Source organism: Bacillus sp. 05T21 (assembly GCF_056396785.1).
The window spans coordinates 64881-88617 of the sequence record NZ_JBFTMD010000016.1 but is presented as its reverse complement, the minus strand read 5'-3'; the positions used below and the strand labels follow the sequence as shown (position 1 = coordinate 88617).

23 protein-coding genes and 2 pseudogenes are annotated in these 23737 nt (G+C 32.0%); 17 read left to right on the top strand and 8 right to left on the bottom strand.

What is annotated here, in order from left to right; genetic code table 11:
• The first annotated feature begins 14 nt into the window (after nt 1–14).
• Nucleotides 15–959 carry a GNAT family N-acetyltransferase gene (locus AC1DKZ_RS22940; RefSeq protein WP_476997109.1) on the top strand — a complete coding sequence of 315 codons (945 nt, stop codon included), beginning with the start codon at nt 15–17 and terminating at the stop codon, nt 957–959.
• 185 nt (nt 960–1144) lie between these two features.
• Nucleotides 1145–1654, top strand: coding sequence for a GNAT family N-acetyltransferase (locus tag AC1DKZ_RS22935; protein WP_002085659.1), 510 nt, complete (start codon nt 1145–1147; stop codon nt 1652–1654).
• A gap of 42 nt (nt 1655–1696) precedes the next feature.
• Here AC1DKZ_RS22935 and AC1DKZ_RS22930 read toward each other — a convergent pair whose 3' ends face one another.
• A complete protein-coding gene (locus AC1DKZ_RS22930) occupies nt 1697–2584 on the bottom strand; it encodes a DMT family transporter (protein ID WP_476997108.1) in 888 nt (295 codons plus the stop codon).
• 171 nt (nt 2585–2755) lie between these two features.
• On the opposite strand from AC1DKZ_RS22930, the gene AC1DKZ_RS22925 reads away from it, so the two are divergent.
• The 4 genes from AC1DKZ_RS22925 (at nt 2756) to AC1DKZ_RS22910 (ending at nt 6170) form a co-directional block, all read left to right on the top strand.
• Entirely contained in the window at nt 2756–3316 is a 561-nt protein-coding gene (locus AC1DKZ_RS22925; RefSeq protein ID WP_033708329.1) for a helix-turn-helix domain-containing protein, read from the top strand.
• Nucleotides 3317–3349: 33 nt separating this feature from the next.
• Nucleotides 3350–4297, top strand: coding sequence for a hypothetical protein (locus AC1DKZ_RS22920; protein WP_476997107.1), 948 nt, complete (start codon nt 3350–3352; stop codon nt 4295–4297).
• Between the two features lie 164 nt (nt 4298–4461).
• The gene (locus tag AC1DKZ_RS22915) at nt 4462–4611 is read left to right on the top strand and encodes an aspartyl-phosphate phosphatase Spo0E family protein (RefSeq protein ID WP_002012842.1); all 150 of its coding nucleotides are present in this window, start codon (nt 4462–4464) and stop codon (nt 4609–4611) included.
• Between the two features lie 158 nt (nt 4612–4769).
• Nucleotides 4770–6170, top strand: coding sequence for a protoporphyrinogen oxidase (locus AC1DKZ_RS22910; RefSeq protein WP_476997106.1), 1401 nt, complete (start codon nt 4770–4772; stop codon nt 6168–6170).
• A gap of 65 nt (nt 6171–6235) precedes the next feature.
• On the opposite strand, the gene AC1DKZ_RS22905 is transcribed toward AC1DKZ_RS22910, so the two are convergent.
• Entirely contained in the window at nt 6236–6784 is a 549-nt protein-coding gene (locus tag AC1DKZ_RS22905) for a hypothetical protein (RefSeq protein WP_476997105.1), read from the bottom strand.
• A gap of 230 nt (nt 6785–7014) precedes the next feature.
• On the opposite strand from AC1DKZ_RS22905, the gene AC1DKZ_RS22900 reads away from it, so the two are divergent.
• Nucleotides 7015–7566 (top strand): GNAT family N-acetyltransferase, encoded by a 552-nt coding sequence (locus AC1DKZ_RS22900; protein WP_002031946.1) that lies wholly within the window; start codon nt 7015–7017, stop codon nt 7564–7566.
• 43 nt (nt 7567–7609) lie between these two features.
• Here the strand turns inward: AC1DKZ_RS22900 and AC1DKZ_RS22895 are convergent, their stop codons facing one another.
• Complete coding sequence (locus AC1DKZ_RS22895) at nt 7610–7795, bottom strand: cold-shock protein (protein WP_000286202.1); 186 nt, start codon at nt 7793–7795, stop codon at nt 7610–7612.
• Nucleotides 7796–7881: 86 nt separating this feature from the next.
• Nucleotides 7882–8085 (bottom strand): cold-shock protein CspD, encoded by a 204-nt coding sequence (gene cspD, locus AC1DKZ_RS22890; protein WP_002012849.1) that lies wholly within the window; start codon nt 8083–8085, stop codon nt 7882–7884.
• Between the two features lie 383 nt (nt 8086–8468).
• Here cspD and AC1DKZ_RS22885 point away from each other — a divergent pair, with 383 nt between their 5' ends.
• The 3 genes from AC1DKZ_RS22885 (at nt 8469) to AC1DKZ_RS22875 (ending at nt 10886) form a co-directional block, all read left to right on the top strand.
• Entirely contained in the window at nt 8469–9365 is an 897-nt protein-coding gene (locus AC1DKZ_RS22885; RefSeq protein WP_431183062.1) for a CPBP family intramembrane glutamic endopeptidase, read from the top strand.
• A 17-nt stretch (nt 9366–9382) separates the two neighbouring features.
• The gene (locus tag AC1DKZ_RS22880) at nt 9383–10024 is read left to right on the top strand and encodes a nucleoside/nucleotide kinase family protein (protein WP_431183071.1); all 642 of its coding nucleotides are present in this window, start codon (nt 9383–9385) and stop codon (nt 10022–10024) included.
• 256 nt (nt 10025–10280) lie between these two features.
• Nucleotides 10281–10886 carry a PRK06770 family protein gene (locus AC1DKZ_RS22875; protein ID WP_219302247.1) on the top strand — a complete coding sequence of 202 codons (606 nt, stop codon included), beginning with the start codon at nt 10281–10283 and terminating at the stop codon, nt 10884–10886.
• Between the two features lie 113 nt (nt 10887–10999).
• Here the strand turns inward: AC1DKZ_RS22875 and AC1DKZ_RS22870 are convergent, their stop codons facing one another.
• On the bottom strand, nt 11000–11869 hold the full coding sequence (locus AC1DKZ_RS22870; RefSeq protein WP_002085642.1) for a LysR family transcriptional regulator: 870 nt from the start codon (nt 11867–11869) through the stop codon (nt 11000–11002).
• Between the two features lie 129 nt (nt 11870–11998).
• Here AC1DKZ_RS22870 and AC1DKZ_RS22865 point away from each other — a divergent pair, with 129 nt between their 5' ends.
• Entirely contained in the window at nt 11999–13042 is a 1044-nt protein-coding gene (locus AC1DKZ_RS22865; protein ID WP_002085641.1) for an aspartate-semialdehyde dehydrogenase, read from the top strand.
• 107 nt (nt 13043–13149) lie between these two features.
• On the opposite strand, the pseudogene AC1DKZ_RS22860 reads toward AC1DKZ_RS22865, so the two are convergent.
• A pseudogene (locus tag AC1DKZ_RS22860) lies at nt 13150–13580 on the bottom strand (hypothetical protein).
• A 390-nt stretch (nt 13581–13970) separates the two neighbouring features.
• Between AC1DKZ_RS22860 and AC1DKZ_RS22855 the strand changes: the two are divergent.
• Nucleotides 13971–15095, top strand: coding sequence for a C45 family autoproteolytic acyltransferase/hydolase (locus AC1DKZ_RS22855; protein ID WP_088032974.1), 1125 nt, complete (start codon nt 13971–13973; stop codon nt 15093–15095).
• Between the two features lie 54 nt (nt 15096–15149).
• On the top strand, nt 15150–15413 hold the full coding sequence (locus AC1DKZ_RS22850) for a hypothetical protein (RefSeq protein ID WP_113936527.1): 264 nt from the start codon (nt 15150–15152) through the stop codon (nt 15411–15413).
• Nucleotides 15414–15514: 101 nt separating this feature from the next.
• On the opposite strand, the gene AC1DKZ_RS22845 is transcribed toward AC1DKZ_RS22850, so the two are convergent.
• Nucleotides 15515–16417 carry a LysR family transcriptional regulator gene (locus AC1DKZ_RS22845; protein WP_219303718.1) on the bottom strand — a complete coding sequence of 301 codons (903 nt, stop codon included), beginning with the start codon at nt 16415–16417 and terminating at the stop codon, nt 15515–15517.
• Between the two features lie 154 nt (nt 16418–16571).
• Here AC1DKZ_RS22845 and AC1DKZ_RS22840 point away from each other — a divergent pair, with 154 nt between their 5' ends.
• The 4 genes and pseudogenes from AC1DKZ_RS22840 to AC1DKZ_RS22825 all read left to right on the top strand — a co-directional run bounded on the left by AC1DKZ_RS22840 (nt 16572) and on the right by AC1DKZ_RS22825 (nt 22535).
• Nucleotides 16572–17258 (top strand): MOSC domain-containing protein, encoded by a 687-nt coding sequence (locus AC1DKZ_RS22840; protein ID WP_404511922.1) that lies wholly within the window; start codon nt 16572–16574, stop codon nt 17256–17258.
• A gap of 260 nt (nt 17259–17518) precedes the next feature.
• Nucleotides 17519–18404, top strand: a pseudogene (locus AC1DKZ_RS22835) (GNAT family N-acetyltransferase).
• Between the two features lie 587 nt (nt 18405–18991).
• Nucleotides 18992–20746: an ABC transporter ATP-binding protein gene (locus AC1DKZ_RS22830; RefSeq protein ID WP_113936522.1), complete on the top strand. Its 1755-nt coding sequence runs from the start codon at nt 18992–18994 to the stop codon at nt 20744–20746.
• Nucleotides 20739–22535 (top strand): ABC transporter ATP-binding protein, encoded by a 1797-nt coding sequence (locus AC1DKZ_RS22825; protein ID WP_476997104.1) that lies wholly within the window; start codon nt 20739–20741, stop codon nt 22533–22535. Before AC1DKZ_RS22830 ends, AC1DKZ_RS22825 begins: the two co-directional genes overlap by 8 nt.
• Nucleotides 22536–23095: 560 nt before the next feature.
• On the opposite strand, the gene AC1DKZ_RS22820 is transcribed toward AC1DKZ_RS22825, so the two are convergent.
• On the bottom strand, nt 23096–23680 hold the full coding sequence (locus AC1DKZ_RS22820; protein ID WP_113936520.1) for a LysE family translocator: 585 nt from the start codon (nt 23678–23680) through the stop codon (nt 23096–23098).
• Nucleotides 23681–23737: the final 57 nt, after the last annotated feature.

Here is a 23737-nt window from a genome sequence, read left to right as displayed (position 1 = left end):
ATCGGTTTATAACAATGAAGGGGAAAACAAAAATGACAATAATATCTATAGAAAAAGCTACAATTTTAGATGCTGAAAAGTTAACAGAAATAATGAAAAGAACATTTGATGAAGAAGCAAAGCGATGGTTATACGGCCAAGGTGATGTAATTGATTATAACATTCAACCGCCAGGATATTCTTCAGTTGAAATGATGAAATATTCAATTGAAGAATTGGATACTTACAAAGTGATAATGGATGAAAAAGTAATCGGGGGAATTATAGTTACGATCTCTGGTAAATCGTACGGAAGGATTGATCGTATTTTTGTAGAGCCTTTTCTTCAAGGAAAAGGAATTGGATCGCGGGTTATTAAGTTAATAGAAGAAAAATTTCCGAACATAAGGATTTGGGATCTTGAAACATCTAGTAGACAAATTAGTAATCATCATTTTTATAAAAAAATGGGCTATGAAATAATTTTTAAATCTGAAGATGAGTATTGCTATGTAAAAAGAAAAAATGTAGATGCAGTTGGAGAGAACCTAATTAAAAATAAAGATATGAAAAATGGTCAATACGAAAACTGTAATTTGGTTAATACAGAATATTATCAAGTAAATTTAAAAAATGGTGCATTTGTTGGTAGTAATATAATGCATATGAATATGAGTAATTGTAATGTAAGTCAATCAAAGTTTAGAAATATAAATTTTAGAAGGTCCTCATATGCAGATTTAAATATTTCTGGCAGTAAATTTAATTTTGTGACTTTAGGTGGAGTTCAATTTAGAGATACAAGCCTTAGAGAGGATAAAGATCCTATTTCATTTGATAGATGTGATTTGGAAAGTACTACAATACGTAGTAGTAATCTGAAAAATATTGAAATAGAAAATTGTGATATTACCGGTATGAAAATAAATGGTATTTCAGTAGAAGAACTGCTTGAGTTGTATAATAGGGTGAAAAATTAAATAAAAAATCACTTAGCATATTCTAAGTGATTTTTTCATTTTGAACGAGAGGGAATTAAGAGATGATGTTCAAAAAGCGAATATTATATCGAAATAATTATATAAAAATAACACAAAGAAATAAGGGTTGGCAGGATTTTAATATGGGATATTAGAATATGAATATTTGAATGGAGGGGAGAAAGATGGAGATTAACGTTAGAGCAGTAGAAATACAAGATGCTAGAGCAATTCATCGTATATGCATACAAGATGATGTTTTACCTTATATGGTTTTCTTACCTAGTATGCGTGTAGATGCAATGGAGAATAGAATTCGAAATTTAGCACAGAATCAATTTGAATTTGTAGCAGAATATGATGGAGAAGTTGTTGGATTTGTCGGTTTAACCCAAAGTCCAGGGCGAAGATCTCACTCGGGTGATTTATTCATCGGAGTAGATAGTGAGTATCACAATAAAGGAATTGGAAAAGCACTTCTTACAAAAATGCTTGATTTAGCTGATAATTGGTTAATGTTAGAGAGAGTAGAACTTGGTGTTTTAGAAACGAATCCGAAAGCAAAAGATCTATATGAAAAATTCGGGTTTGTAGTAGAAGGGGTAAAGGTAGGGAATTTGAAGGCTCACGGAAAGTTTATAAATGAAATTATGATGAGTCGTTTTAGACCTGATGGTTTAATTGTACATAATTAATATGTAAAAGCATGACAAATTAATGTCATGCTTTTTTAATTGTTATTTGCGATTCGGTAGTTTCGGTTGTAATAAAAATAATGCTAATCCAATGAAAATAATTGAAATTCCTAGTGCTTGTTGTAAAGTAATGATTTCACTCAAAATAAAATAGGCTAGAATACAAGTACCAATTGTTTCACCTAAAATACTCATCGAAATAACAGTAGCACTCATCCATTTTAATAACCAATTGAATATCGTTTGTCCTAAAATCGTTGCAATGAAAGCTAATCCAATAAAGGACAACCAAGTTTGTGTAGCATAATGAATGAAAGATTGTTGCTGCATACAAGCAAATATACCGAGAAAGCATGCACTACTTCCATAACTAATTATCGAATATGGTATAAGGGATAAATCTTTACGAATGTGTTGACTAATGAAAAAGTAAGCTGTAACAATTCCGGCCGCCATAAATGCTAAAATATCTCCGTATAAAGCGTCGCCACTAATTTGGAAATCTTGCCAACCAATGACGATACTTCCTGAAATGGCAATGAGGCAACCGATAACCGCTCCTTTCGTAAATCTCTCTTTAAATAAAAAGTAACCACCAATCATTGAAAATAAAGGTTGTAACGTTACGATAACTGTAGAACTTGCTACGGAAGTATATTGTAAGGATTCAAACCATAGTACATAATGTGCAGCTAAAAATAGCCCGGATAGAAATCCGAATCCCCATTGTTTTTTCGATAATGTTTTTAGTTCGTTTCGATTCCTTTTATTAAATAGTAATAACGGTAACAGAATTACTGTAGCAAATAATAATCGATAAAAAGCAATGATTGCTGCAGGAGCATCTGCCAATTTTACAAAAATTGCTGAAGTTGATAAGGCGAATACACCGAAAAATAAGATGAAATATGAAAGAATAGGTGATTTCAAACTCTGTCCCTCCGATAGAATGTTTATTATAATAAACTTAATGAGATATAATGTACAAAGGTAAGTATATAAGACCCTGAGACGATAGGAAAGGATTAGTTTCCTTTGTTTAGTATGTCAGCACAAAGGCAACGAAACATGCAATATGATGGACGAAAGGAAGTTTTTACAATGATACATGATAGACTCGGACAAACTGTATTAAGTTATCGTAAGAAAAATAAGATGACAATTCGTGAATTTGCTGATTATGCAGGGATTAGTACTTCACTAATTAGTCAAATTGAACGAGGATATGCGAACCCTTCTTTAAATGTATTGGAATTAATTGCGAAAGCATTAAATGTACCGCTATTTACACTTTTTATTAATGAGATTGATACAGATTCACTCATTTCTAAGAAAAAAGATCGAAAAAAAGTATATCGGGAAAATAATAATCACATTGTATATGATGTATTAACACCGGATTTTATGAAAGCGCGTATTGAAATGTTGATGATGGATTTAAATAAAAAAGCAAACACAACGGAAAGTCATTATTCACATGAAGATAAGGAAGAGATTGCGGTTGTCATGAAAGGGGAAGTGTATGTGGAATTAGAAGGACAAGAATATTTTTTAGAAGAAGGTGATGTTGTACGTATCCCACCAAACATGAAGCATCGATTTTTGAATAAAAGTGATGAATCGAATCACATTTTATTTGTATTAACGCCATCTTTAGGATGAGTATAAAGTGAGCTTTATAATGGGGGATAGAAAATGGAAGATAGAAGTGTTTTAAAAGGCGGCCTTTCAATTATTTCTCAATGCAAAAAACAAACAAATGATATTTGGCATGCACATTACGGGGCAGCTGCAATTGCTAGTTATTTTTTCATGAAAGATAATAATCTTGAAAAAGAGATAGCTCGTAATATGCATTCCCATACAAAAATGATGCTGAACAAGCAAAACTTAGATGAAATCATCGATAGTAAAGAAGAAATTGATTTTCAAAGTGCCGAAAAAATGATAATAAAATCATTGGAAAATACAATTGATGAACTTCATTGGGTGGGGCATAATGTTATTTATGCGGCATTAAGTTTATTAGCTATGAAAGAACTACAAAAATGGGGCGATAGTCAAGCAATAGAAGGGATAACGGACCTTATATTATCATTTCAAAAAACAATTCCCGGTAGATCGTGGATTGGTTTTACGACGAAGGAAGTAAAACGATTAAGTATAAAAGATGAGATACAAAGTGAATTAAGAAATTCAAAACAATTATCTAAGTTTATTTTAAATGAACTATCGGAGTTTAAGATTATTTATAGAGCAGAATCACATCATGATTTAATTGGCCATATGCTTACTTTTTCCCACGCAATTAATATAATGTATGATTTAGGATATAAAGATATATTTCAAAGAGGAATACGTCCACTTTTAAAACTAGTATACGTACTGCGTGCTAGTAAAAAGCTCATGCTGAATACTGAAATAAATATACATTCACCTATAGATCATTTACCTTTAATTGAATCTAAACGTGCTAACGTATTACCAATGGAAAATCAATTTTGGCTAAAAGACTATAGTGAATTTGATTGGGATTTTGGACATGTGTTCAAATTTTCATATAGTTATTTTGATCATATAAAGAGAACTCCGGAATATAAAGATATAACATTAGAAAAATTCCGATTTGTTATTAATACGTAATGAAGTCAATGATCTGTATAAAGGGGCTAAATTTCAAATTTTTTGTTGATAGTATATTATTTTTATATTTGTAAGATTTTACATGCGTATTTTACTTTTACTTATTATGTAAGTAGGCTATACTAAAATACATATATTTTGAAATTGGAGCGAATAAAGACGACATGGAATTAGTGAAGTTAGAAAAAATAATTGAATTGAAAAAAGAAGAATTATTGAATCTAGTCTCAAATTATGGACTTCAACATGAAAAAGTAATAGCACTCAGCCAAGAAATTGACAAATTAATAAACTGGTTTATGTTTTTAAAATAGAAAGAACTATGACGTGAGTTGAATATGTTATAGTTCTTTTTTATTCATATATATTGTCTAATTTCTTACAGAATGCGCAAGTCGCTAGTCGACTATGATAATTTTTGGTTATAATAATAAAGGAATTATTAATTGTATCGGTTAGGGGCGCAGCAAATATGAAAACAATCGTTGTCATCGGTGGAGGTATTACTGGACTTTCTACTATGTTTTATTTAGAAAAATTAAATAAGGATTATAATATAGATTTAAATTTAATCCTTATTGAGAAAGAAGAGTATTTAGGTGGTAAAATCCACAGTGTGGAAGAAAATGATTTTATTATGGAATCTGGAGCAGATTCTATTGTAGCTCGTAATGAAGATGTTTTGCCGCTTGTAAAAGATTTAAATTTAGAAAATGAAATGGTATATAACGAAACAGGTATTTCTTACATATACTCTGATAACATATTACATCCAATTCCTGCTGACACTATATTTGGGATTCCTATGAGTGTTGAATCATTATTTAGCAGTACGCTAGTCTCAAAAAAAGGGAAAATCGTTGCTTTAAAAGATTTTATTACGAAAAATAAGGAGTTTACAAAGGATACATCACTTGCTCTATTTTTAGAAAGCTTTTTAGGGAAAGAGTTAGTGGAAAGACAAATTGCACCTGTGCTTTCAGGTGTATACTCTGGTAAATTGAATGAGCTTACAATGGCATCTACGTTACCATATTTACTTGAGTATAAAAATAAATATGGAAGTATTATTAAAGGTTTTGAAGAGAATAAAAAACAATTTCAGTCAGCAGGAAATAAAAAGTTTGTATCATTTAAAAGTGGACTATCTACGATTATTAATCGCTTAGAAGAAGTGCTGACGGAGACTGTCATTAATAAAGGTGCTGTAACAACAGTGATAAGTAAAAAAGGGGATCGGTATGAGGTTTCTTTTGCAAATCATGAGACAATACAAGCTGATTATGTCGTTTTAGCAGCTCCACATGATATCGCACAAACGTTATTACAGTCTAATGAGTTAAATGAGCATTTTAATAAATTTAAAAATTCATCGCTTATAAGTATTTACTTAGGTTTTGACATACTAGATGAACAACTACCGGCTGACGGCACAGGTTTTATCGTAACGGAAAACAGTGATTTACATTGTGATGCTTGCACATGGACAAGCAGGAAGTGGAAACATACATCTGGTAAACAAAAGCTATTAGTAAGAATGTTTTATAAGAGCACTAATCCAGTATATGAAACGATCAAAAGTTATAGTGAAGAAGAATTAGTACGAGTTGCTTTATATGATATTGAAAAGAGCCTCGGAATTAAAGGTGAACCGGAAGTAATTGAAGTTACAAATTGGAAAGATTTAATGCCGAAATATCATTTAGAACATAATCAAGCTGTTCAATCATTACAAGAAAAATTGGCCGTGCTTTATCCTAATGTATACTTAGCTGGTGCTTCATATTACGGTGTAGGAATTGGTGCTTGTATTGGAAATGGAAAGAATACTGCCAATGAAATAATTACGACATTGAATGAACAGTCAAAATAATAATATTGAATACATATGTAAATAAAATGTCCCTCCAACATAATGGAGGGACATTTTATTTGTAATTATTTCACATTAATTGCAATCTTTTTATGATTGGCTTTATTCTCTTTAATAGTTAATGTTATTTTTCCAGATTCTTCAAAGGAATACGGTGAGAGCCGATAAAGTTCTTTAATACCATGTTTTTCTTTTAATTTATTTGTAGGAATTAATGTTATATTAGGCTTCCATGTTTCCTGTTTGCCTGAAGGGTAGTCTACTATTATTTCTGGATTATTTAATTGTATTGTTTCCCAAGAGACAAAATACAGTTCAACTTCTGCATCTTTTTTTAGTAATTCTTCTGAGAAATAACCAAACTCACCAACATTACCAAAAACAGTGAAATTTTGATTTTGCAATTTAATATCTAAATATCTAGGTTGATATGTTGCTGCGTGATACATTCCGTATGAAAGAGAGAGTGTAGCAGCGATTAATATACCAACTGAAAATGTCTTAAAGCTATTTCCTTTAAAACTTGTCATCATAAATGAGTTTGGTGTGAATTTTTTTGCGAATAAAAAAATGAGTAAAATGAGCAAGAGGGATAAGCCAATGAAAATATACATAAAGTTTAAGCACCTCCGTAAGAAATATTTACTGTTTTTCTATATTTTAACATGAGAGGGTATAAATTAGGGGTGGTTTTTAGAGGGGAATTAATAAATAGAACGAAGTTATATATTATTAATAGGATAAACATCGCTAGAAATATTTGATTTGTGGGACATTAAGGACTTTCCTAATTATAAATACTTTTTCTGCTATAATAAATGAGTAGAGAGAAAGGAGTGATCCTATGGTATTTCCTATGTTAGAAACAGAACGCTTGCGCTTAGTTGAAATAGAACAATCTTATTGTCAAAAAATATATGAAATATTCTCATTAGATGAGGTAACGTGTTATTACGGTATGAATTCTTTTACTGAGTTTGGACAAGCTTCACGTATGATTGAATCTTTTTCAAAAAATTACTTTGAGAAAAAGGCAATGCGTTGGGGGATTGTATTAAAAGACACAAATAATTTAGTAGGAACAATTGGATTAAATAATTTACAACTTTGGAGTAAACGCTCAGAGATTGGATATGATTTGCATCCTCGTTATTGGGGGAATGGTTATGCTTCTGAAGCTGCTCGAGAAATTATTACTTATGGATTTCGAGATTTAGGCTTATTTAGAATTGGAGCTATTACATATCCTGAAAATATAACTTCGTGTAATATGTTATCTAAATTAGGTTTTCAACAAGAAGGGCTGTTACGTGGATACATTCATCAAGGAAATAAACAACACGATGCATTAATGTATTCTATTGTACGAACAGATGTAGAGGATATTCATTATTAATAAAAAAGCCCCTCTTATTTAAAATAAGAGGGGCTTGTAAAAATCAACCTATTTTAGGTAATAAACGTTCTCCGCTTTTCATACTACTTTTACATAAAGGGCATTTAGGCTCTTCTTCAAATGAAAAGTTCTTTCTCATCCATCCTAAACAATCCTCTGATTCACATTCCCAAACAGGGGTTTGTTCTGGTGGTACTTCTGCTACATCGTTCTTTCGATTGCGATACATGTAACCACTCCTTTTATGTAAAAATTTTTAGTTATATATTAAAAAGGTTGTTAACCGAGCTGGTAACAACCTTTTTATTGATTGAATTATAGCTTTACAACGTTTTTAGCTTGAGGTCCACGGTTACCGTCTTCAACTTCGAAGCTAACTTCTTGACCTTCGTCAAGAGATTTGAAGCCGTCGCCAGTGATAGCTGAGAAGTGAACGAATACGTCGCTACCGTCTGCAACTTCGATGAAACCGAAACCTTTTTCGCTGTTAAACCATTTTACTTTACCTGTTAATGTCATGGTAATGCCTCCTAAAATTTAAAAAGATTACAATATGATCGGCCTTATTCGATTGGAAATAAAAGTTCACATATTATCAAAAATCCATAAGGAGTATAAAACATTCCTGATTGATACTTGATAATATGCAAAGAAAATATAGTGCTAAATTGACCTTAATTACTATCTTACAACAAATGGTGGGAAATAGCAAGTGTTGGGAAAATCAAGAAAAAATAGGGGGTTTTATAGCAAAAGGCACAAAGACATCTCTTTTATTTATATATTATGCCTAATTTGGATTTATGCTAAAATGAGAACATTTTAATTAATAAGTATGTATAAGGGAAAGGATATATATATTTAAGAACAGTTGTGATTTATTTGTTTAGGAGGAGAGAATATTGCGAAATACTCAATTTAAAATAATCGAAGCTGCGAAAGAAGGAAGAAGAAAAGTTCAGCCTATTTTAGCTGTAATACTAGCTATTGTATTTTTAACTTTAGGTGAATTTTTTATGTTATTTATGCTGTTTTTACCGAAAGCGGATACATCATTTGTAAAGGCAATTTATAATAATATTGAGATGATATTAACGTTTGGTGGGGCTATATTCTTTATTTTTTTATGGATTAGGTTTGTAGAAAAAAGGTCATTTTCATCCATTGGTTTTTGGAAAGTGCAATGGATGAGAAAGTATTTGAGAGGTGCGTTAATAGGATTTGTCTTCATTTCAATACCAGTAATTGTACTTGTATTAACAGGGATTGTAAAACTACAAATGCAACAAATTACGGCAACCGCCATATTTGGTATTGTAGGATCTTTAATTGCTTTTTTAATACAAGGTGCAACGGAAGAAATTATTGTAAGAGGCTGGTTGTTTCCAGTTATTTCTGTTAGAAGTCGTATATGGGTTGGGATTATAGTGACGTCCTTTTTATTCGGTTTTCTTCATTTACTTAATCCTGGTATTACAATTCTTTCAATATCGAATATAATATTAGTTGGTGTATTTGCAGCATTTTACGTTTTAAAAGACAGTAGTCTTTGGGGGATATGCGCGTGGCATTCCATTTGGAATTGGGCGCAATATAACGTCTATGGTTTTGCAGTTAGTGGCATGACGATATATTCAACGCCGCTATTTAAACCTGTAACAAATGGGTCAGAAGTGCTTTATGGAGGCTCATTTGGTATTGAAGGTAGTATCATTACAACAATAATGCTTTCTATCGCTTCAATTGTTTTATGGAGACAGTTATGGGGGAAAAATGCGAAGCAAAGAGATTTAAGTTAATGAAAGTGGGAGAAACTATGGGGATTATAGCGTTTGAGGGAGCGAGCGCTGTTGGTAAAAGTACAACATGTCGTGAATTAGAAAAAAATTACGGTGCATTTATTATACCTGAAGTTAATCTATTATTTGAAAGACCAAAAAATGAACATAGAACATGGTATTTTGAAAAACAAGTAGAGCGCTGGAATATAGCAATGCAGAAGTCGCAGCAATATGAGTTAGTAATACTCGATGGTGATATTTATCAGCCACTTAGTTATAATTGGTGTTTCCATTTTGATATATTTAATCAGCCGTTATCTTTAATAGAAAACTTTTATAAAGAAAAGATAATTAACGAAGAAATTGGTTTTCCAGATCAATATTTTTATTTATATACAAGTGATGAAGAGCTTAGAAAACGGAAAGAGTCTGATGGGACGAAAAAAAGAAGAAACTTTGAAAAACATTTACATATATCTAAAGCATTTCAGCGTTATTATGAAAATTTAAATAACGTCACAGACGGGTACTGTAAATTGATTGAAGCAAAAAGTATAAAGTCGAATGAATTAGAAATTGTGAAAAGTTTAAACAGCTTAAACGTGTGTGAAGAAAGACGTTTTGATGTTTCGAGGTTAGATGCTATTACGGAGTGGTTAAAAGAGAATCGAGCATAAAGTAAAAACAACGAGTGTTTTAGAAGGCGCTCGTTGTTTTTTTGTTTCCATATAAATATAAAGGGAAATTTTGTAGAATATCTTTATTTTTTAACAGAATAATCTTTCAATTTCACAAAAAAAGAAATACAATATAAGGAAATATATATAAATAATATGATAGGGGGTGGGATGAACTATTTTGAATGAAGGAACTGTTTTATATAAGAAATAATGAGGTAGTAAGAACAGAGATATTTGGGAGGAAACAAGCAAGATGAAAACATTATTTAAAATCATAGGAATTATAGCTGGTATGGCGGTAATCGGGGTAGGTGTAACGTATGGTATGCTGTATTATCTGAATAATAGTAAACCAGCTGCGAAAAAGGAATCACCAGCCGCTCCGGCAGTAGAAGTGCTAGCTGATAGTAATGTAAAAGCCGAAGATGCAAAGATGTTAGAAAATGGGAATTATTCATTGCCGAATAGTGGTTTTAATAAAAATTTCAAATGGACAGATGAGAACATACAGACAGCATTACATGAAATGGCACATCAAAAAGCGAAAGCAGATCAAAAATGGGGATATATCTTTATTACACAAGAACGTATTGAAAGTTTACTTGAAATTATAAATAGTAATGATGTTGCACAAAAAAGTACATATGTGGATATTTTAGAACGATGGAAACAAGGAAAATATGAAAAGGTTGATGTGGACCACAACAAGATTTGGAAATTACAAAGTGGGAATTTAGGAGAAGGGAAAGGAGTAATGTCAGAAAAGGAGCAAAAAGAATTAATTAATCAAGTTTTTATACAAAAAGGTACATATTCAGGTAGTAAATTAATTGCAGGTGGGGGACAAACTAATAAATAAGGTACATATTGATTTTGAAACACCTGTATTGTTATGAACACAAATGTTTTAATAAAAATGAGTAATTGCTTTTTAGAGCAGTTACTCATTTTTGTAATTACTCGCTTACTTTTCTATTCTATTCTCTCTAACAATGTAAGAAACGATTGTAAAACTGGTGATATCCATCTAGATTTATGATAGATTACGTGGCTTTGAATGACTGCTGGAGTTTCGATGGGCTGAAAACAGAGTTGCTCTTTTTGACAACTTTCTTGTACAACGATGTAAGGGAGAATTGAAATTCCTAACTCACACATCACAGATTGTTTAATGACTTCAACATTGGAAGTTTCGAATGTTTTAGCGGGAATATTCCCGCTTTGACGTAAAAAACGATCTACCATCGGTCTATAGCCGCAGCTTTGTTCAGTAAATATAAATTGAGTATTTTGTAATAAAAGGAGTGGATCAGTGTTTGAAGGGAAATGAGCAGGGAAAATCCATCCAAATGTTTCATTACATAAATTACACGTAATAAAATCATTATGCTCTATACTTTCTCCAATTATGAAGATAACATCGGTTTCTCCTTCATGTAGTTTTTTCAATGCTTGCCCATTGGTATTTGTCTCAAGTACGATATTTACTTTCGGATTTTCCTGTTTGTAAGTACGTAATAATTGTGGTAATCGATACACTGCCAATGATTCATTAGATGTAATAGTTAATGTTCCTTCTAAATGGTCACTGTTTTGAGGGATTTCTTGCGCTTTATCATAAATAGTAAGTAATTCTAATGCGTACGGATGAAATTGATGACCTGCTTTTGTAAGAAGTATTTTTTTTCCTAATCGATCGAATAGAGGAATGTTTAAATCGCTCTCTAATGATTTAATATGAGCTGTTACAGTAGATTGCACATAACCTAATGCATGAGCAGCTTTAGAAAAGTTGCCATATTTAACAATGGCACAAAATGTTTTAACATGTCTCATTTCCATAAGTGATACCTCTTTTATTATCATGATTTGTGAATGATTATATCATGTATTTCAATTTTTCAAATCATTAAATTTCTTTTAAAATTAAGTTGTGGAGAAATTTATTCAAGTGAAATTGGAGGAGAAAAAATGAGTGAAAAGAGCTATCATGTAGCTGTAGTTGGGGCTACAGGTGCAGTAGGGCAAAAAATTATTGCATTGTTAGATAGAGAAACGAAATTTAATATAGAAGAAATTACATTACTCTCGTCAAAACGATCTGCTGGTAAGGCAGTAAAATTTAAAGGCAGGGAGATTAAAATACAAGAGGCAAAATCAACTAGTTTTGAAGGTGTAGACATTGCATTTTTTAGTGCTGGAGGAGAAATTTCTAGACAATATGTAAATCATGCAGTTTCTAGTGGTGCAATTGTAATTGACAACACAAGTGAATACCGAATGGCACACGATGTACCACTCGTCGTTCCAGAAGTAAATGCACATACTTTAAGGAAACATAAAGGGATCATTGCAGTTCCGAATTGCTCAGCACTACAGATGGTAACAGCTCTTCAACCTATTCGGAAATCATTTGGTATAGAACGAATTATTGTTTCAACGTATCAAGCCGTATCAGGATCAGGAATTCATGCGATTCATGAATTAAAAGAACAGGCTAAGTCAATGCTTACAGGTGAAGAAGTGAAGAGTACTATATTACCAGCGAAAAAAGATAAAAAACATTATCCAATTGCATTTAATGTTTTGCCGCAAGTGGATATATTTACAGACAACGATTTCACATTCGAAGAAGTAAAGATGATTCAAGAGACGAAGAAAATTTTAGAAGATCCAAATCTGAAAATGGCAGCTACTTGCGTCAGAGTTCCAGTTGTATCGGGGCATTCTGAATCGGTTTATATTGAACTTGAAAAAGAAGCGACCGTTGCAGAAATTAAAGAAGTACTACTGAATGCACCAGGTGTTATTTTACAAGATAATCCTAGTGAACAAATTTATCCAACGCCATTATATGCAGAGGGTAAAAGAGATACATTTGTAGGTAGAATACGCAAAGATCCGGATACGCCAAAAGGATTCCATCTTTGGATTGTTTCTGATAATTTATTAAAAGGTGCGGCTTGGAACTCAGTTCAAATCGCAGAGACATTGGTGGAAAAGGGGATTATTTAGTATAAATTTATATAAACATTGAAAATAGGAGGATATATGGGAAACCGTTAATTATAATGGTTTCCCATTTTTTACTTAATGAGTATTCTCCTAACTTCAATTTGAATTTAATTTAAGTTAGTTTTTATAGTGTTTTTATAAATATCAATTTTATTTGCTGAGAATTTTAAAAATCTAGGCTCTCCATTAATTGTGAGATAAATATTAATTGAGATTGGCATCTCAACCTTTTTCACTACATCTTCTATAGCAAAATACTCATTTTCTTTTTCGTTATAAAAAACAATGGAACTAATTAATACCTCGTTATTTTCAATATCAATACTACACATCATAGGGAATTTCTCATCATTATGTATTATTAATTCGCCAGTACTATTGAACCGTTTAATTCTTCTGTGAAATTTATAGTTTCCACTGGTTTTACCCACTTTTCATCGCACTCTTCATTTTCCTCTTCATCTATTGCCCATTCCCATATCGGGTTTTGTTTCAAGTCTTCAATAGTCAATTCATCAACTGGTTTGCTTTTATTCATATACAATTACTCCCTTTATCATAATAAATGGATGATTAAAAAAATCTTTCTTCAACTGAACAATATGGCCATTTGCATCCCTTTGAAATACAAGTTTTCGCGTTTTCATAATTAGTTGAACGCCAATAAACAGGTTCAATGTAGAGTTTATTCCATTTGATATTATTTTAACTGGTTTCGAAATACTGTGCTCATCCTAATAACTTCTCGAACACTTATTCTTACAGTGATTTTAACAATGTTTTGAGTAGGTATCAAATAGTTATTAACTGACCTGATTGAAAAGAAAAAAGGATCGTTAATGTATGTGGAAAAGAGCGAAAAACATCAAGAATGAACAAGAAAATTTTAGGATAATATGGATATATTCAATGTGAGGGGGAATTTAATGTGTATCAAATAAAGGGGTATTTTTCGTCACTAAAAGGAAATCATTATGAAATTGGTAAGCAACAAGGAGAATTCGTAAAGAAACATCCGTATCTTATTCCACAATTTATACAGCAAGAAAATTTAATATGGGATAATCATTGGACAGAATCTAGAAATGTACTAAAACAATATTGTCCAGGAATTAATGAAGAAATTGAAGGCTTTTGCGAAGTATTGAAAATTCCTTCAAGGAATATGATGTATTATTATCAGACACTATTAAAAGCAGGTTGTAGTCATTGTGCAGTATTACCYAAAAAAACTGATTTAAAGCATACATATGTATTAAGAAATTTTGATTTATCACCCAAAATAGATGATATGCGTTTTTGTTCGACGCATGTTGAAGGTGCATATGCACATAGTGGTTTTTCTACTCAATATTTTGGCCGAACAGAAGGAGTTAATGAGCATGGGTTATCTATTACATTTTCAGCATGTGGTCAACCTGTAGGGAATATTGAAGGTTTAAGAAAACCGATGGTAAATGGTTTGCAATGTTTTGCGGTAATTCGAGTAATATTGGAGAAATGTAGAAATACGCATGAAGCTACATCTTTAATAAAAGAAATGCCTATAGCAAGTAATATTAATATAATTGTAGCGGATCCTTTAAACGCAGCACATATTGAAATATTTGACGGGCATAAATCAATAACAACAATTAATGAGGAAAGTCAAGCTTTTACCGTATCAACAAACCATGCAGTCAGTTCACCTATTCAGAAATTAAATAATAGGAAATTAGAACAATCTACAAAAAGATATCACATTTTACATGAGCATTTAAATCGAAATGAACAGGTGAGCATGGAATCTTTAAAAGGATTGGTAGAAGAAGAATATCCTATTGGGGTGACGGTGCATAATTATGAAGAGTGGTTTGGGACTTTGCATTCTGTATTAATTGATTTACAGGATCGTACATTGAATATTTGCTTCGGATCGCCACTTTTAAACGAGTGGTACTCATTGAAAGTCGGAGAAAGCCTTCCGTTTTCCGAAGTGAATGTGAACTTTAAAAATAAAACTTATGCTGACTTTTGGAGAGAAGAGAAAAATGAAATGACTCCTAAAGATTAAAAAGGAATAAGATGGTAAAATGAAGGGAGTGAAAATAGACAGGAGGGGTTGATATTGCTACAAGCCATGTTACCATTTGTTCTTATCTTATTTTTAGTCGTTTCGATGTATATAACTTATCAAAAAAGAAAAAAAGCAGGGATAAAAGGATTAAAAAGTGCATTAACTTCTATTTGTTGCTTTTTAATTGCAATCTTAAATTTGTTTGCATATTGGTTTCGTTTTGGCGGTATTTTTACTTGGCTAGTCTCAATTGTATTGTTGCTAGTAGGGGCATATTTTACAAAATATATTCCAATCTCAAAAAAGGTACACTAAAATTATATGAGTTTATACGTATCGGTTTTATTTCATAATGAAAAGAGATTATTCTAATAGGGCGTTGTGTAACGGCTACATAGGATAATCTCTTTTTATGTTTAATTTTGTAGAGATTGTACTGTTAACTTTAGTTGTTCAATGAATTCTCGGGTAGCAGCGCACATGTATTTATCTTTTCTATAAATAAGTCCTATATCTATTGTTGGAGTGGGGTTTTCAATTTTAATAGATTGAATGTGTTCGCTTTGCAAAAAATCTATATAAGGTTTTGGTAATACTGTAATTCCCATATCTTTTGAGACCATTTGAATTAAAGATTCCATCGTACTAATTTCTAAAATTGGTTTTGGTGTAAAGTTGAATTTTTGACAATGAGATGTAATTAGTTCGGTTAAAAAGAAATTTTTAGGTAAAAGAATTAAAGGGTAGTTCTGTAATTCAGCAATAGATACATGATCATGTTCAGTTAATCGATGACCGGTCGGCACGACTAATGTAAGTTCACTTTTATATAGTGGGATAGAAACAATCTCTTTATCTTGCACTGGAAGAAATGTAATGCCAATATCTAATTCATTTTGTAATAATTTTTCACGAATTTCCCCTGTACGAAGACCTAATACAGAAAGTTCAATATTCGGATATAAATTATTGAAATTTAAAATGGCTGGTGGTAGTAGATAATTTACGACGGTTAACAATGAGCCGATTGTTAAGGATCCATGTTGTAATCCGTTTAAATCTTGAATGGCAGAGCGGGCTTGTTCGACTTCGTGAAAGATTGTTTTACTGTGCGATAATAAAACTTTTCCTGCTTCAGTTAAAGATATTTTTTTACCAATTCGATCAAAAAGTGGCATTCCTACTTCATGTTCTAATGCACGTATTTGTTGGCTTAGTGAAGGTTGTGAAATATTTAATTTCTCGGCTGCTCTTGTGAAATGTAATTCTTTCGAAACAGCTAAAAAGTATTCTAATTGTCGTAATTCGATTGAAATCACCTCAAGTTTAACCATAGGATATACCTATCATTATTATATAAATAATTGAATTGAACAATGGTTTTGTAGGATTTATAATCATTTTATCAGAAGTGGATTCTCAAGTTATCTATCAGTTTGAAAAGTTGTGTCGTGAGTAAGAGGAGGGATTAAAATGACTAAAGCATATGAAGTCCTATCTCTAAATATAGGACTGCCAAAAGAGGTTATGTATGGTGGGAAGTTAATTCAAACAGGGATAAATAAAAAGCAAGTAAAGGAACCTGTTTTTTTATCATTTTTAAAGCTTAATGGAGATGGACAGGCGGATTTAGTTCATCATGGAGGGGTAGATAAAGCGGTTTGTGTTTATACTGGTGATCACTATCCGTACTGGGAAAAAGAATTGAATCAGGAACTTGTATATGGGGCTTTCGGTGAAAATATAACAGTAAGCGGAATGCGTGAAGAAGATGTTTGTATTGGTGACACGTTTCAACTCGGAGAAGCGATTGTACAAGTAACGCAGCCAAGACAACCTTGTTTTAAATTAGCAAAGAAATATAATATTCCAAAGCTACCATTATATTTTCAAGATACAGGATACACAGGTTTTTATTTTCGAGTATTAAAAGAAGGATGGATATTACCGGTAGATACTTTAAAATTGTTGAAGCCTGATCCAAAAGGTGTGTCAGTTTCGTTTGCGAATCGCATAATGCATAAAGAAAAACAAAACTCTGAAGGATTAAAAAGGATTTTAGAAGTAAATGCACTGTCTACTAGTTGGAGAAAGACGTTTGAAAAGCGTATTAGGGGCGAAGAAATTAGTACGAAGGAGCGACTTGAAGGAACAAAATAATAAGTGAATAATATTTTTATAAATGGTGCATTTCTATTAGTAAAAGCTAGTTAAAAAGCATTATTTTTATATAATAAACTTATTAATATTCAACAATCTCAATGTTGGTTTATTCGACTTAGTTTTAAAGAGTCAAAACATAAAATTAATTAGATGATTTTTTTATGTTTTATGATATTATATTGAATTATAAGGACTATTTTTTGGGTAGGTCTTATAAGCTTATATAATTTAATGGAATCGACGTATGGAGGTACAACATGGGTAATGTTGAAAAGGTTGCAAATATTCTATTTGAAGAACCGAACAGAGAGCAGTTATTTCCTTTATTTGAAAAAGTGTTTGGGATTACGAGTCAAACATTACATGATTTTTCAGAGAAAGGATATTGGGATAATACATTTAAAGCATTTTCATATTTACAAGATGGTAATGCGATTGCAAATGTTGCGGTATTTTCACTCCCGTTACTAATTAACGGTGAAAAAATAAAATGCAGCGGGTATTCAATCGGTAATGACACATCCGGATTTTCGTAGACAAGGGCTAATGACACAATTGCTTAATAAGATGATAGAAGAAATAGATAAGCAATGTGAATGTGCTTTCTTGTTTACTGAGACCCCTGAACTATATAAATCATTTGGATTTCAAGTGGTGCAGGAATATCTGATGACTATACCGTATGATTTAAAGAATAATAAAGATTCTATACTTAGAAAGCTAGATTTTTATAATGAAGAGGATAGAATTTTAATAAATGAAATCATTGAAAATAGTCAAAGACTTTCTAATATGTTTTCGACAATAAATTATCAATCTTCATTTTATTTGAAAATGTATGACCTAAAATGGAATGAGAAACTGTATTATTCTAAGAAACTAGATGCGATCATTGTTTATGAAGTAGAAAATGAAAAGCTAAAGTTATATGGAGTATTTGCTCCAGTACTTCCGATTTTAGATGAACTATGTGAGGAAATCTCTGAATCATTTACAGAGATTGAATTTTATTTTTGCCCAGATCAATTAGGGATTGATGATGTACAATATACAGAATTACAGTCTAGTAAATCTTTGATGGTTCGAAGTAATAAAGAATTAGATTTTAAAGGACATAAATTCCCAGTTTTAACGGAGTTTTAAATGTTTATATAGATGCTTTTGATGGAGGATAAAGGTAATAATCCTAGTGAACTATTCACCACTTAGCAAAGCTAGAAGTGGGAGCTTCTCAGTTCCACGACGAAAGTAACCTTTCGTCTCCATGAGTGTTACTTCGGGGCGATCCACCCCTAGATGTCCAACGCTTGGATGCTCTCTTTATACGGTTGATATTTTACGCAGGAACCGAATGGCTTGGTTTTCGCACGCTATTTTCTTCCTGCAACCTTCTATATCAAGTTATCAAAGAACTCCATAAAGCTAGTTTAGCAAAAGTTTTTGGCTATGCCAAACCGAAATTCATCTAAAATAATGATTCGCGATTGAATTTTACAATTGAACAAATATAAATAAAAACCGCATTCTTTCTATTAAGAATGTGGTTTTTTATTTACGTAAGATAAAGCACATTTATTGACCGGGAAGTCATAAATGCTTATCATTTAATAATGTTAAATATTAATTTACCTAATATAATAGGACTAATGGAGAAATTACAGACTATATCGCTCAAATAAGGAGGAATATAAATTATTCGATGGTAATTTCATGAAAAAAGGAGATTGTGTATGAAATCATTTCGCAAGTTGTTACAGTATTTAAAACCATACATGTTCTTCGCTATTATTGGACCGCTATTTATGGTACTTGAGGTTGCGATGGACTTAATTCAACCGACAATAATGCAACATATTATTGATGTTGGAATTGCAAACCGGGATTTGAATTATGTAATAAAAATGGGGCTTCTTATGATAGGAGCAGCAGCAATCGGTTTAGTTGGAGGACTTGGTTGTATGATGTATTCTACAAAAGCTGCTGTTAATTTCGCTACAGACATACGAAAAGATGTGTTTGCGAAAATAGAAACATTTTCTAGCAAAAATCGTGATTCATTTGGAACAGGTAAATTATTAACAATCGTGACAAATGATATTACATCTATTCAATCGGCAATGACGATGACGTTACGTGTACTTGTCCGTGGACCGTTATTATTTATTGGAAGTATCATTATAGTCTTTGTAACAGCGAGAGACCTATTTCCAATTTTACTTGTTGTGGTACCCGTATTATTAGTTGCAATTGTATTGATTGCAGGTCAATCGAGCGGTTCATTTAAGCGAGTACAAGAAGCATTAGATAAAGTAAACACAAAGCTACAAGAAAATTTATCCGGTGTACGTGTTATAAAAGCATATGTAAGACAAAAATATGAAATCGCACAGTTTGAGAAAGTTAATACAAGTTTAACTGAAATAAATATTCGTGCAATACAAATTATTTCATTGATGATGCCAATTATTATGCTAGTTGTAAATAGCGGAATTGTAGCAACTTTATGGATTGGTGGCGAGAAAGTTTTTAACGGTACACTCCAAGTAGGGGCCATTTTAGCTTTTATTAACTATTTAAATATCATTTTAATGTCACTTATGTCTATTAGTATGGTATTTATTCAAATTGCCCGTGCTTTTCCATCAGCTGATCGTGTACAACAAGTCTTACATACTGAAGTTGATATTACAACTGAAGGCGACGTATATGAACCAAAACAAGTGGGTGGTAATGTAGAGTTTAAAAATGTTAGCTATAGTTATACGAAAAATAATGAATATGTTTTAAAAGATATTTCATTTACTGTACGTAAAGGTGAAAAAATAGGGATTATTGGATCGACCGGAAGTGGTAAATCTACATTGGCGAAACTATTGCCACGACTTTACGATGTTGATCAAGGTGAAATATGTATAGATGATGTTAATGTGAAAGCATACGATTTGCAAAAACTTCGTGCTTCCATTGGCTTCGTTCCACAAAAGGCACTTCTTTTTTCAGGTAGTATAGAAGAGAATTTACGTTATGGCAAAGAAGATGCAACTTATGATGAATTGGAATTAGCATCTTCATCTGCTTGTGCGACTGAGTTTATCAATAAGCTGGAAGACTCTTATGAATATAACTTAACACAAGGTGCAACCAATCTATCTGGTGGTCAAAAACAACGTATATCTATTGCAAGAGCCCTAGTGAGAAAGCCATCTATTCTTGTATTAGACGATTCTACATCGGCAGTTGATGCGAAGTCAGAAGCTGTAATACAGGAAGCGTTAAGGACAAGATATAGTGGCACAACGACATTTTTAATTGCATCAAAAATATCTTCTATTATAGATGCTGATAAAATCCTCGTTTTGAATAACGGTGAATTAGTTGGAAATGGTACGCATGAGGATTTATTGGCAACTTGTGAAGTGTATCAGGAAATTTATCTTTCCCAAGGTGGTAGCCTGCAGCAAGAAGGAGGGGAAGAGCATGCGTAATTTTCAAGGACAATTTGGAAATAAAGGTGGACGTAACAATCCGAAAACTGGAAAAACAAAGAATACTAAAGGAACTATAATGCGAGTATGGAACTACATGGGGTATCAAAAAGCATCTCTTATGTTCGTTATTATTCTTGTATTTATCACGACATTACTAGGTTTACTTGGGCCATATTATATGGGGGTCATCATTGATGAATACATTGTACCGAAGGATTTAAGCGGGACAGCGAGAATGTGCATGCTACTCATTGCAATATATGGGATAACCGTATTGTTAACATGGTTACAAACATTTGTAATGATTAATGTTGCATTAAAGACGATACAAAAAATACGACAAGATATTTTTGGAAAAATCCAAACACTTTCTCTACGATTCTTTGATGTACGTTCTCAAGGTGATTTAATGAGCCGTGTGACAAATGATATTGATAACTTAAATCAAGCTTTGACACAAAGTGTTGTGCAAATCATTTCATCAGCGTTAACGTTTATAGGTGTAACAATTGCGATGTTTTCATTAGATTGGATTTTAGCGATTGTAACTTTAATTACAGTACCTATTATGTTTTTCGTTACGAAAAAACTAGTTGCTTATAGTGGGAAAAACTTTGCGAAGCGTCAAAAGGATTTAGGAGAATTAAATGGATTTATTGAGGAAGCCATTACAGGTGCAGACGTAACTACGTTATACGGAAAAGAAAAAGAAACCGTACATAACTTCAATAAAATTAACGAACAGCTAAGAATTTCAGCAACGAAGGCTGAAACGTTTTCAGCATTTATTTTTCCAAGTATGAACTTTATTAATAACTTAGGAATGGGGCTTGTAATTGGAACTGGATCGGTAATGGTATTAAACGGAATGACAACAGTAGGTGTCATTGCAGCTTTTATTAATTATTCTCGACAATTTTCAAGGCCACTTAGTCAATTTGCAACTTTAATGAATACGATTCAAGCGGCAGTTGCTGGAGGAGAACGTGTCTTTGAAATTATGGATGAAGTACCAGAAATTCAAAATAAAAAAGATGCAGTACTTGTACAAAATTTACAAGGACATGTTAGGCTTGAGAAAGTTTCATTTGGATACGCACAGGACAACATGATTTTAAAAGATGTGAGTCTCAAGGCGAATCCTGGGGAGACAATCGCTTTAGTCGGTCCAACTGGATCAGGAAAAACAACAATTATTAATTTGTTAACTCGCTTTTATGACATTCAAAAAGGGCAAATTAGCATTGATGAAAAAGATATAAAGGATTATGATATTAATTCTTTGCGGAGTAAAATAGGGGTTGTTTTACAAGATACGTATTTATTTGCAGGAACGATTATGGAAAATATTCGATATGGACGTTTAGATGCAAGTGATGAAGAAGTAGTTGCAGCAGCAAAAGCAGCATCAGCACATTCTATTATAAAACATCTACCAAATCAATATGAAACGAAAATTGCTTCAGAAGGTTCGAATTTAAGTCAAGGACAAAAACAACTCCTTGCGATTGCACGAGCGATTTTAGCAGATGCAGATATATTAATTCTCGACGAAGCAACATCTAATATTGATACGAGAACAGAATTACAAATTCAATCTGGATTAAATAATTTAATGAGAGGGCGAACAAGTTTTGTAATCGCTCATCGGCTGAAAACGATTGAAAAAGCAGATCAAATACTTGTAATTAAAGATGGTAGTATTTTTGAAAGAGGAAATCACGAATCTCTTATGGAAGAGAAAGGATTCTACTTTGATTTGTATACGAGTCAGTTTAAAATTTAACAAAAATATTGATGTGGTGAGGTTTCTCTAGAAAAGAGAAACCTCATTTTTTATATTTGCAAACATTGCTATCCGAATAGTCTTTCACTGAATGTTTTAACAGCGTACTTTTGCAGACTAGGTGAAAAGAGGTTGGCTTGATCATAAGGGTGGTGGTATGAAGTTGAGTAAATTTGAAGTAAGATTGATTCGGTGTTTGTTGCTTTGTTATGTTGGGGGGCAAGTCAGTTTGGTTTCAGCTTATATTTAGTGGGAAATGAACAAAAATCCGCTTCGATTAAAGCTATACGTTATTATTTTTTTGCAGAAAACTCCCGCCTTAAGGAGTGAATAGAGCAGAGTCCAATAAATAGGTGGGAGATTTGAGCTGACTAGGTAAAAACTTTAAGCATTTGTGACATATCGGAATTAGTTCGTTTCGATATGTCACAAATGGTATATAGAGTATCACCTCAACCCATGAATGAATTAGAACTATGAAATAGATTACTATTAAAAACAATCTAAGTTTTAAAAATATATAGAAAGGTAGTTTATAAGTAACCGGAATGAGTATAGAGCTAGTTTATAACGATTGATATAGCGCTGAAAACCAATAAAACAGCCATAATGATGTTAAATAATTGAGTATGTTGTAATAAAAGTTTTTGGAATATTGAACCAAACAGGCTCCAACTAAATGTACTCATTAAACCGACTACACCTAGAAATAATGAAAAAAGTAGAAAACTGGAATATGAATTGTAGTAAGGGAGAATAAAAGTAGAAACTACAGTCAGTCCGAATAATATCCCTTTAGGGTTAACAAACTGAAGAAAAATCCCCACTGTAAATAAGTTTTTATTATCTTTTTCATCGGGATCTGTACTGCCTTTACTAGTGAGTATTTTAATAGCTAGATATAGCATGTATGCTACTCCTAAAATTTTTAAAGGTAATTCGATTTTGGGTAAAATATTAATTAGTACGATATTAAAGAAACTACATAAAGAAGTGAGGAGGAAAAAACCGAAAGCTACTCCAAAGCAAAATTGCATGCTCCTTTTCAAACCAAGTTGATTTGCGTATGTCATAGCTAAAAAATTGTTAGGACCGGGTGTGAAGCTACTAATAAAAACAAATAATAAAAAAGAAAATAAAGGCATTTCAAAACCCCCTAAGTATTTTTTGTGTGTTATAATGACCGAAAAGAACAATATAAC

Excerpts from the sequence above, each read along its gene's own strand:
- AC1DKZ_RS22935 (WP_002085659.1), top strand. The coding sequence starts at position 1,145 with ATGGAGATTAACGTTAGAGCAGTAGAAATACAAGATGCTAGAGCAATT.
- AC1DKZ_RS22880 (WP_431183071.1), top strand. The coding sequence starts at position 9,383 with ATGGGGATTATAGCGTTTGAGGGAGCGAGCGCTGTTGGTAAAAGTACA.
- AC1DKZ_RS22920 (WP_476997107.1), top strand. The coding sequence starts at position 3,350 with ATGGAAGATAGAAGTGTTTTAAAAGGCGGCCTTTCAATTATTTCTCAA.
- AC1DKZ_RS22910 (WP_476997106.1), top strand. The coding sequence starts at position 4,770 with ATGAAAACAATCGTTGTCATCGGTGGAGGTATTACTGGACTTTCTACT.
- cspD (WP_002012849.1), bottom strand. The coding sequence starts at position 8,085 with ATGACATTAACAGGTAAAGTAAAATGGTTTAACAGCGAAAAAGGTTTC.
- AC1DKZ_RS22830 (WP_113936522.1), top strand. The coding sequence starts at position 18,992 with ATGAAATCATTTCGCAAGTTGTTACAGTATTTAAAACCATACATGTTC.
- AC1DKZ_RS22915 (WP_002012842.1), top strand. The coding sequence starts at position 4,462 with ATGGAATTAGTGAAGTTAGAAAAAATAATTGAATTGAAAAAAGAAGAA.
- AC1DKZ_RS22940 (WP_476997109.1), top strand. The coding sequence starts at position 15 with ATGAAGGGGAAAACAAAAATGACAATAATATCTATAGAAAAAGCTACA.
- AC1DKZ_RS22895 (WP_000286202.1), bottom strand. The coding sequence starts at position 7,795 with ATGTATCGCAATCGAAAGAACGATGTAGCAGAAGTACCACCAGAACAA.
- AC1DKZ_RS22875 (WP_219302247.1), top strand. The coding sequence starts at position 10,281 with ATGAAAACATTATTTAAAATCATAGGAATTATAGCTGGTATGGCGGTA.
- AC1DKZ_RS22865 (WP_002085641.1), top strand. The coding sequence starts at position 11,999 with ATGAGTGAAAAGAGCTATCATGTAGCTGTAGTTGGGGCTACAGGTGCA.
- AC1DKZ_RS22870 (WP_002085642.1), bottom strand. The coding sequence starts at position 11,869 with ATGGAAATGAGACATGTTAAAACATTTTGTGCCATTGTTAAATATGGC.
- AC1DKZ_RS22840 (WP_404511922.1), top strand. The coding sequence starts at position 16,572 with ATGACTAAAGCATATGAAGTCCTATCTCTAAATATAGGACTGCCAAAA.
- AC1DKZ_RS22925 (WP_033708329.1), top strand. The coding sequence starts at position 2,756 with ATGATACATGATAGACTCGGACAAACTGTATTAAGTTATCGTAAGAAA.
- AC1DKZ_RS22900 (WP_002031946.1), top strand. The coding sequence starts at position 7,015 with ATGGTATTTCCTATGTTAGAAACAGAACGCTTGCGCTTAGTTGAAATA.
- AC1DKZ_RS22825 (WP_476997104.1), top strand. The coding sequence starts at position 20,739 with ATGCGTAATTTTCAAGGACAATTTGGAAATAAAGGTGGACGTAACAAT.
- AC1DKZ_RS22820 (WP_113936520.1), bottom strand. The coding sequence starts at position 23,680 with ATGCCTTTATTTTCTTTTTTATTATTTGTTTTTATTAGTAGCTTCACA.
- AC1DKZ_RS22905 (WP_476997105.1), bottom strand. The coding sequence starts at position 6,784 with ATGTATATTTTCATTGGCTTATCCCTCTTGCTCATTTTACTCATTTTT.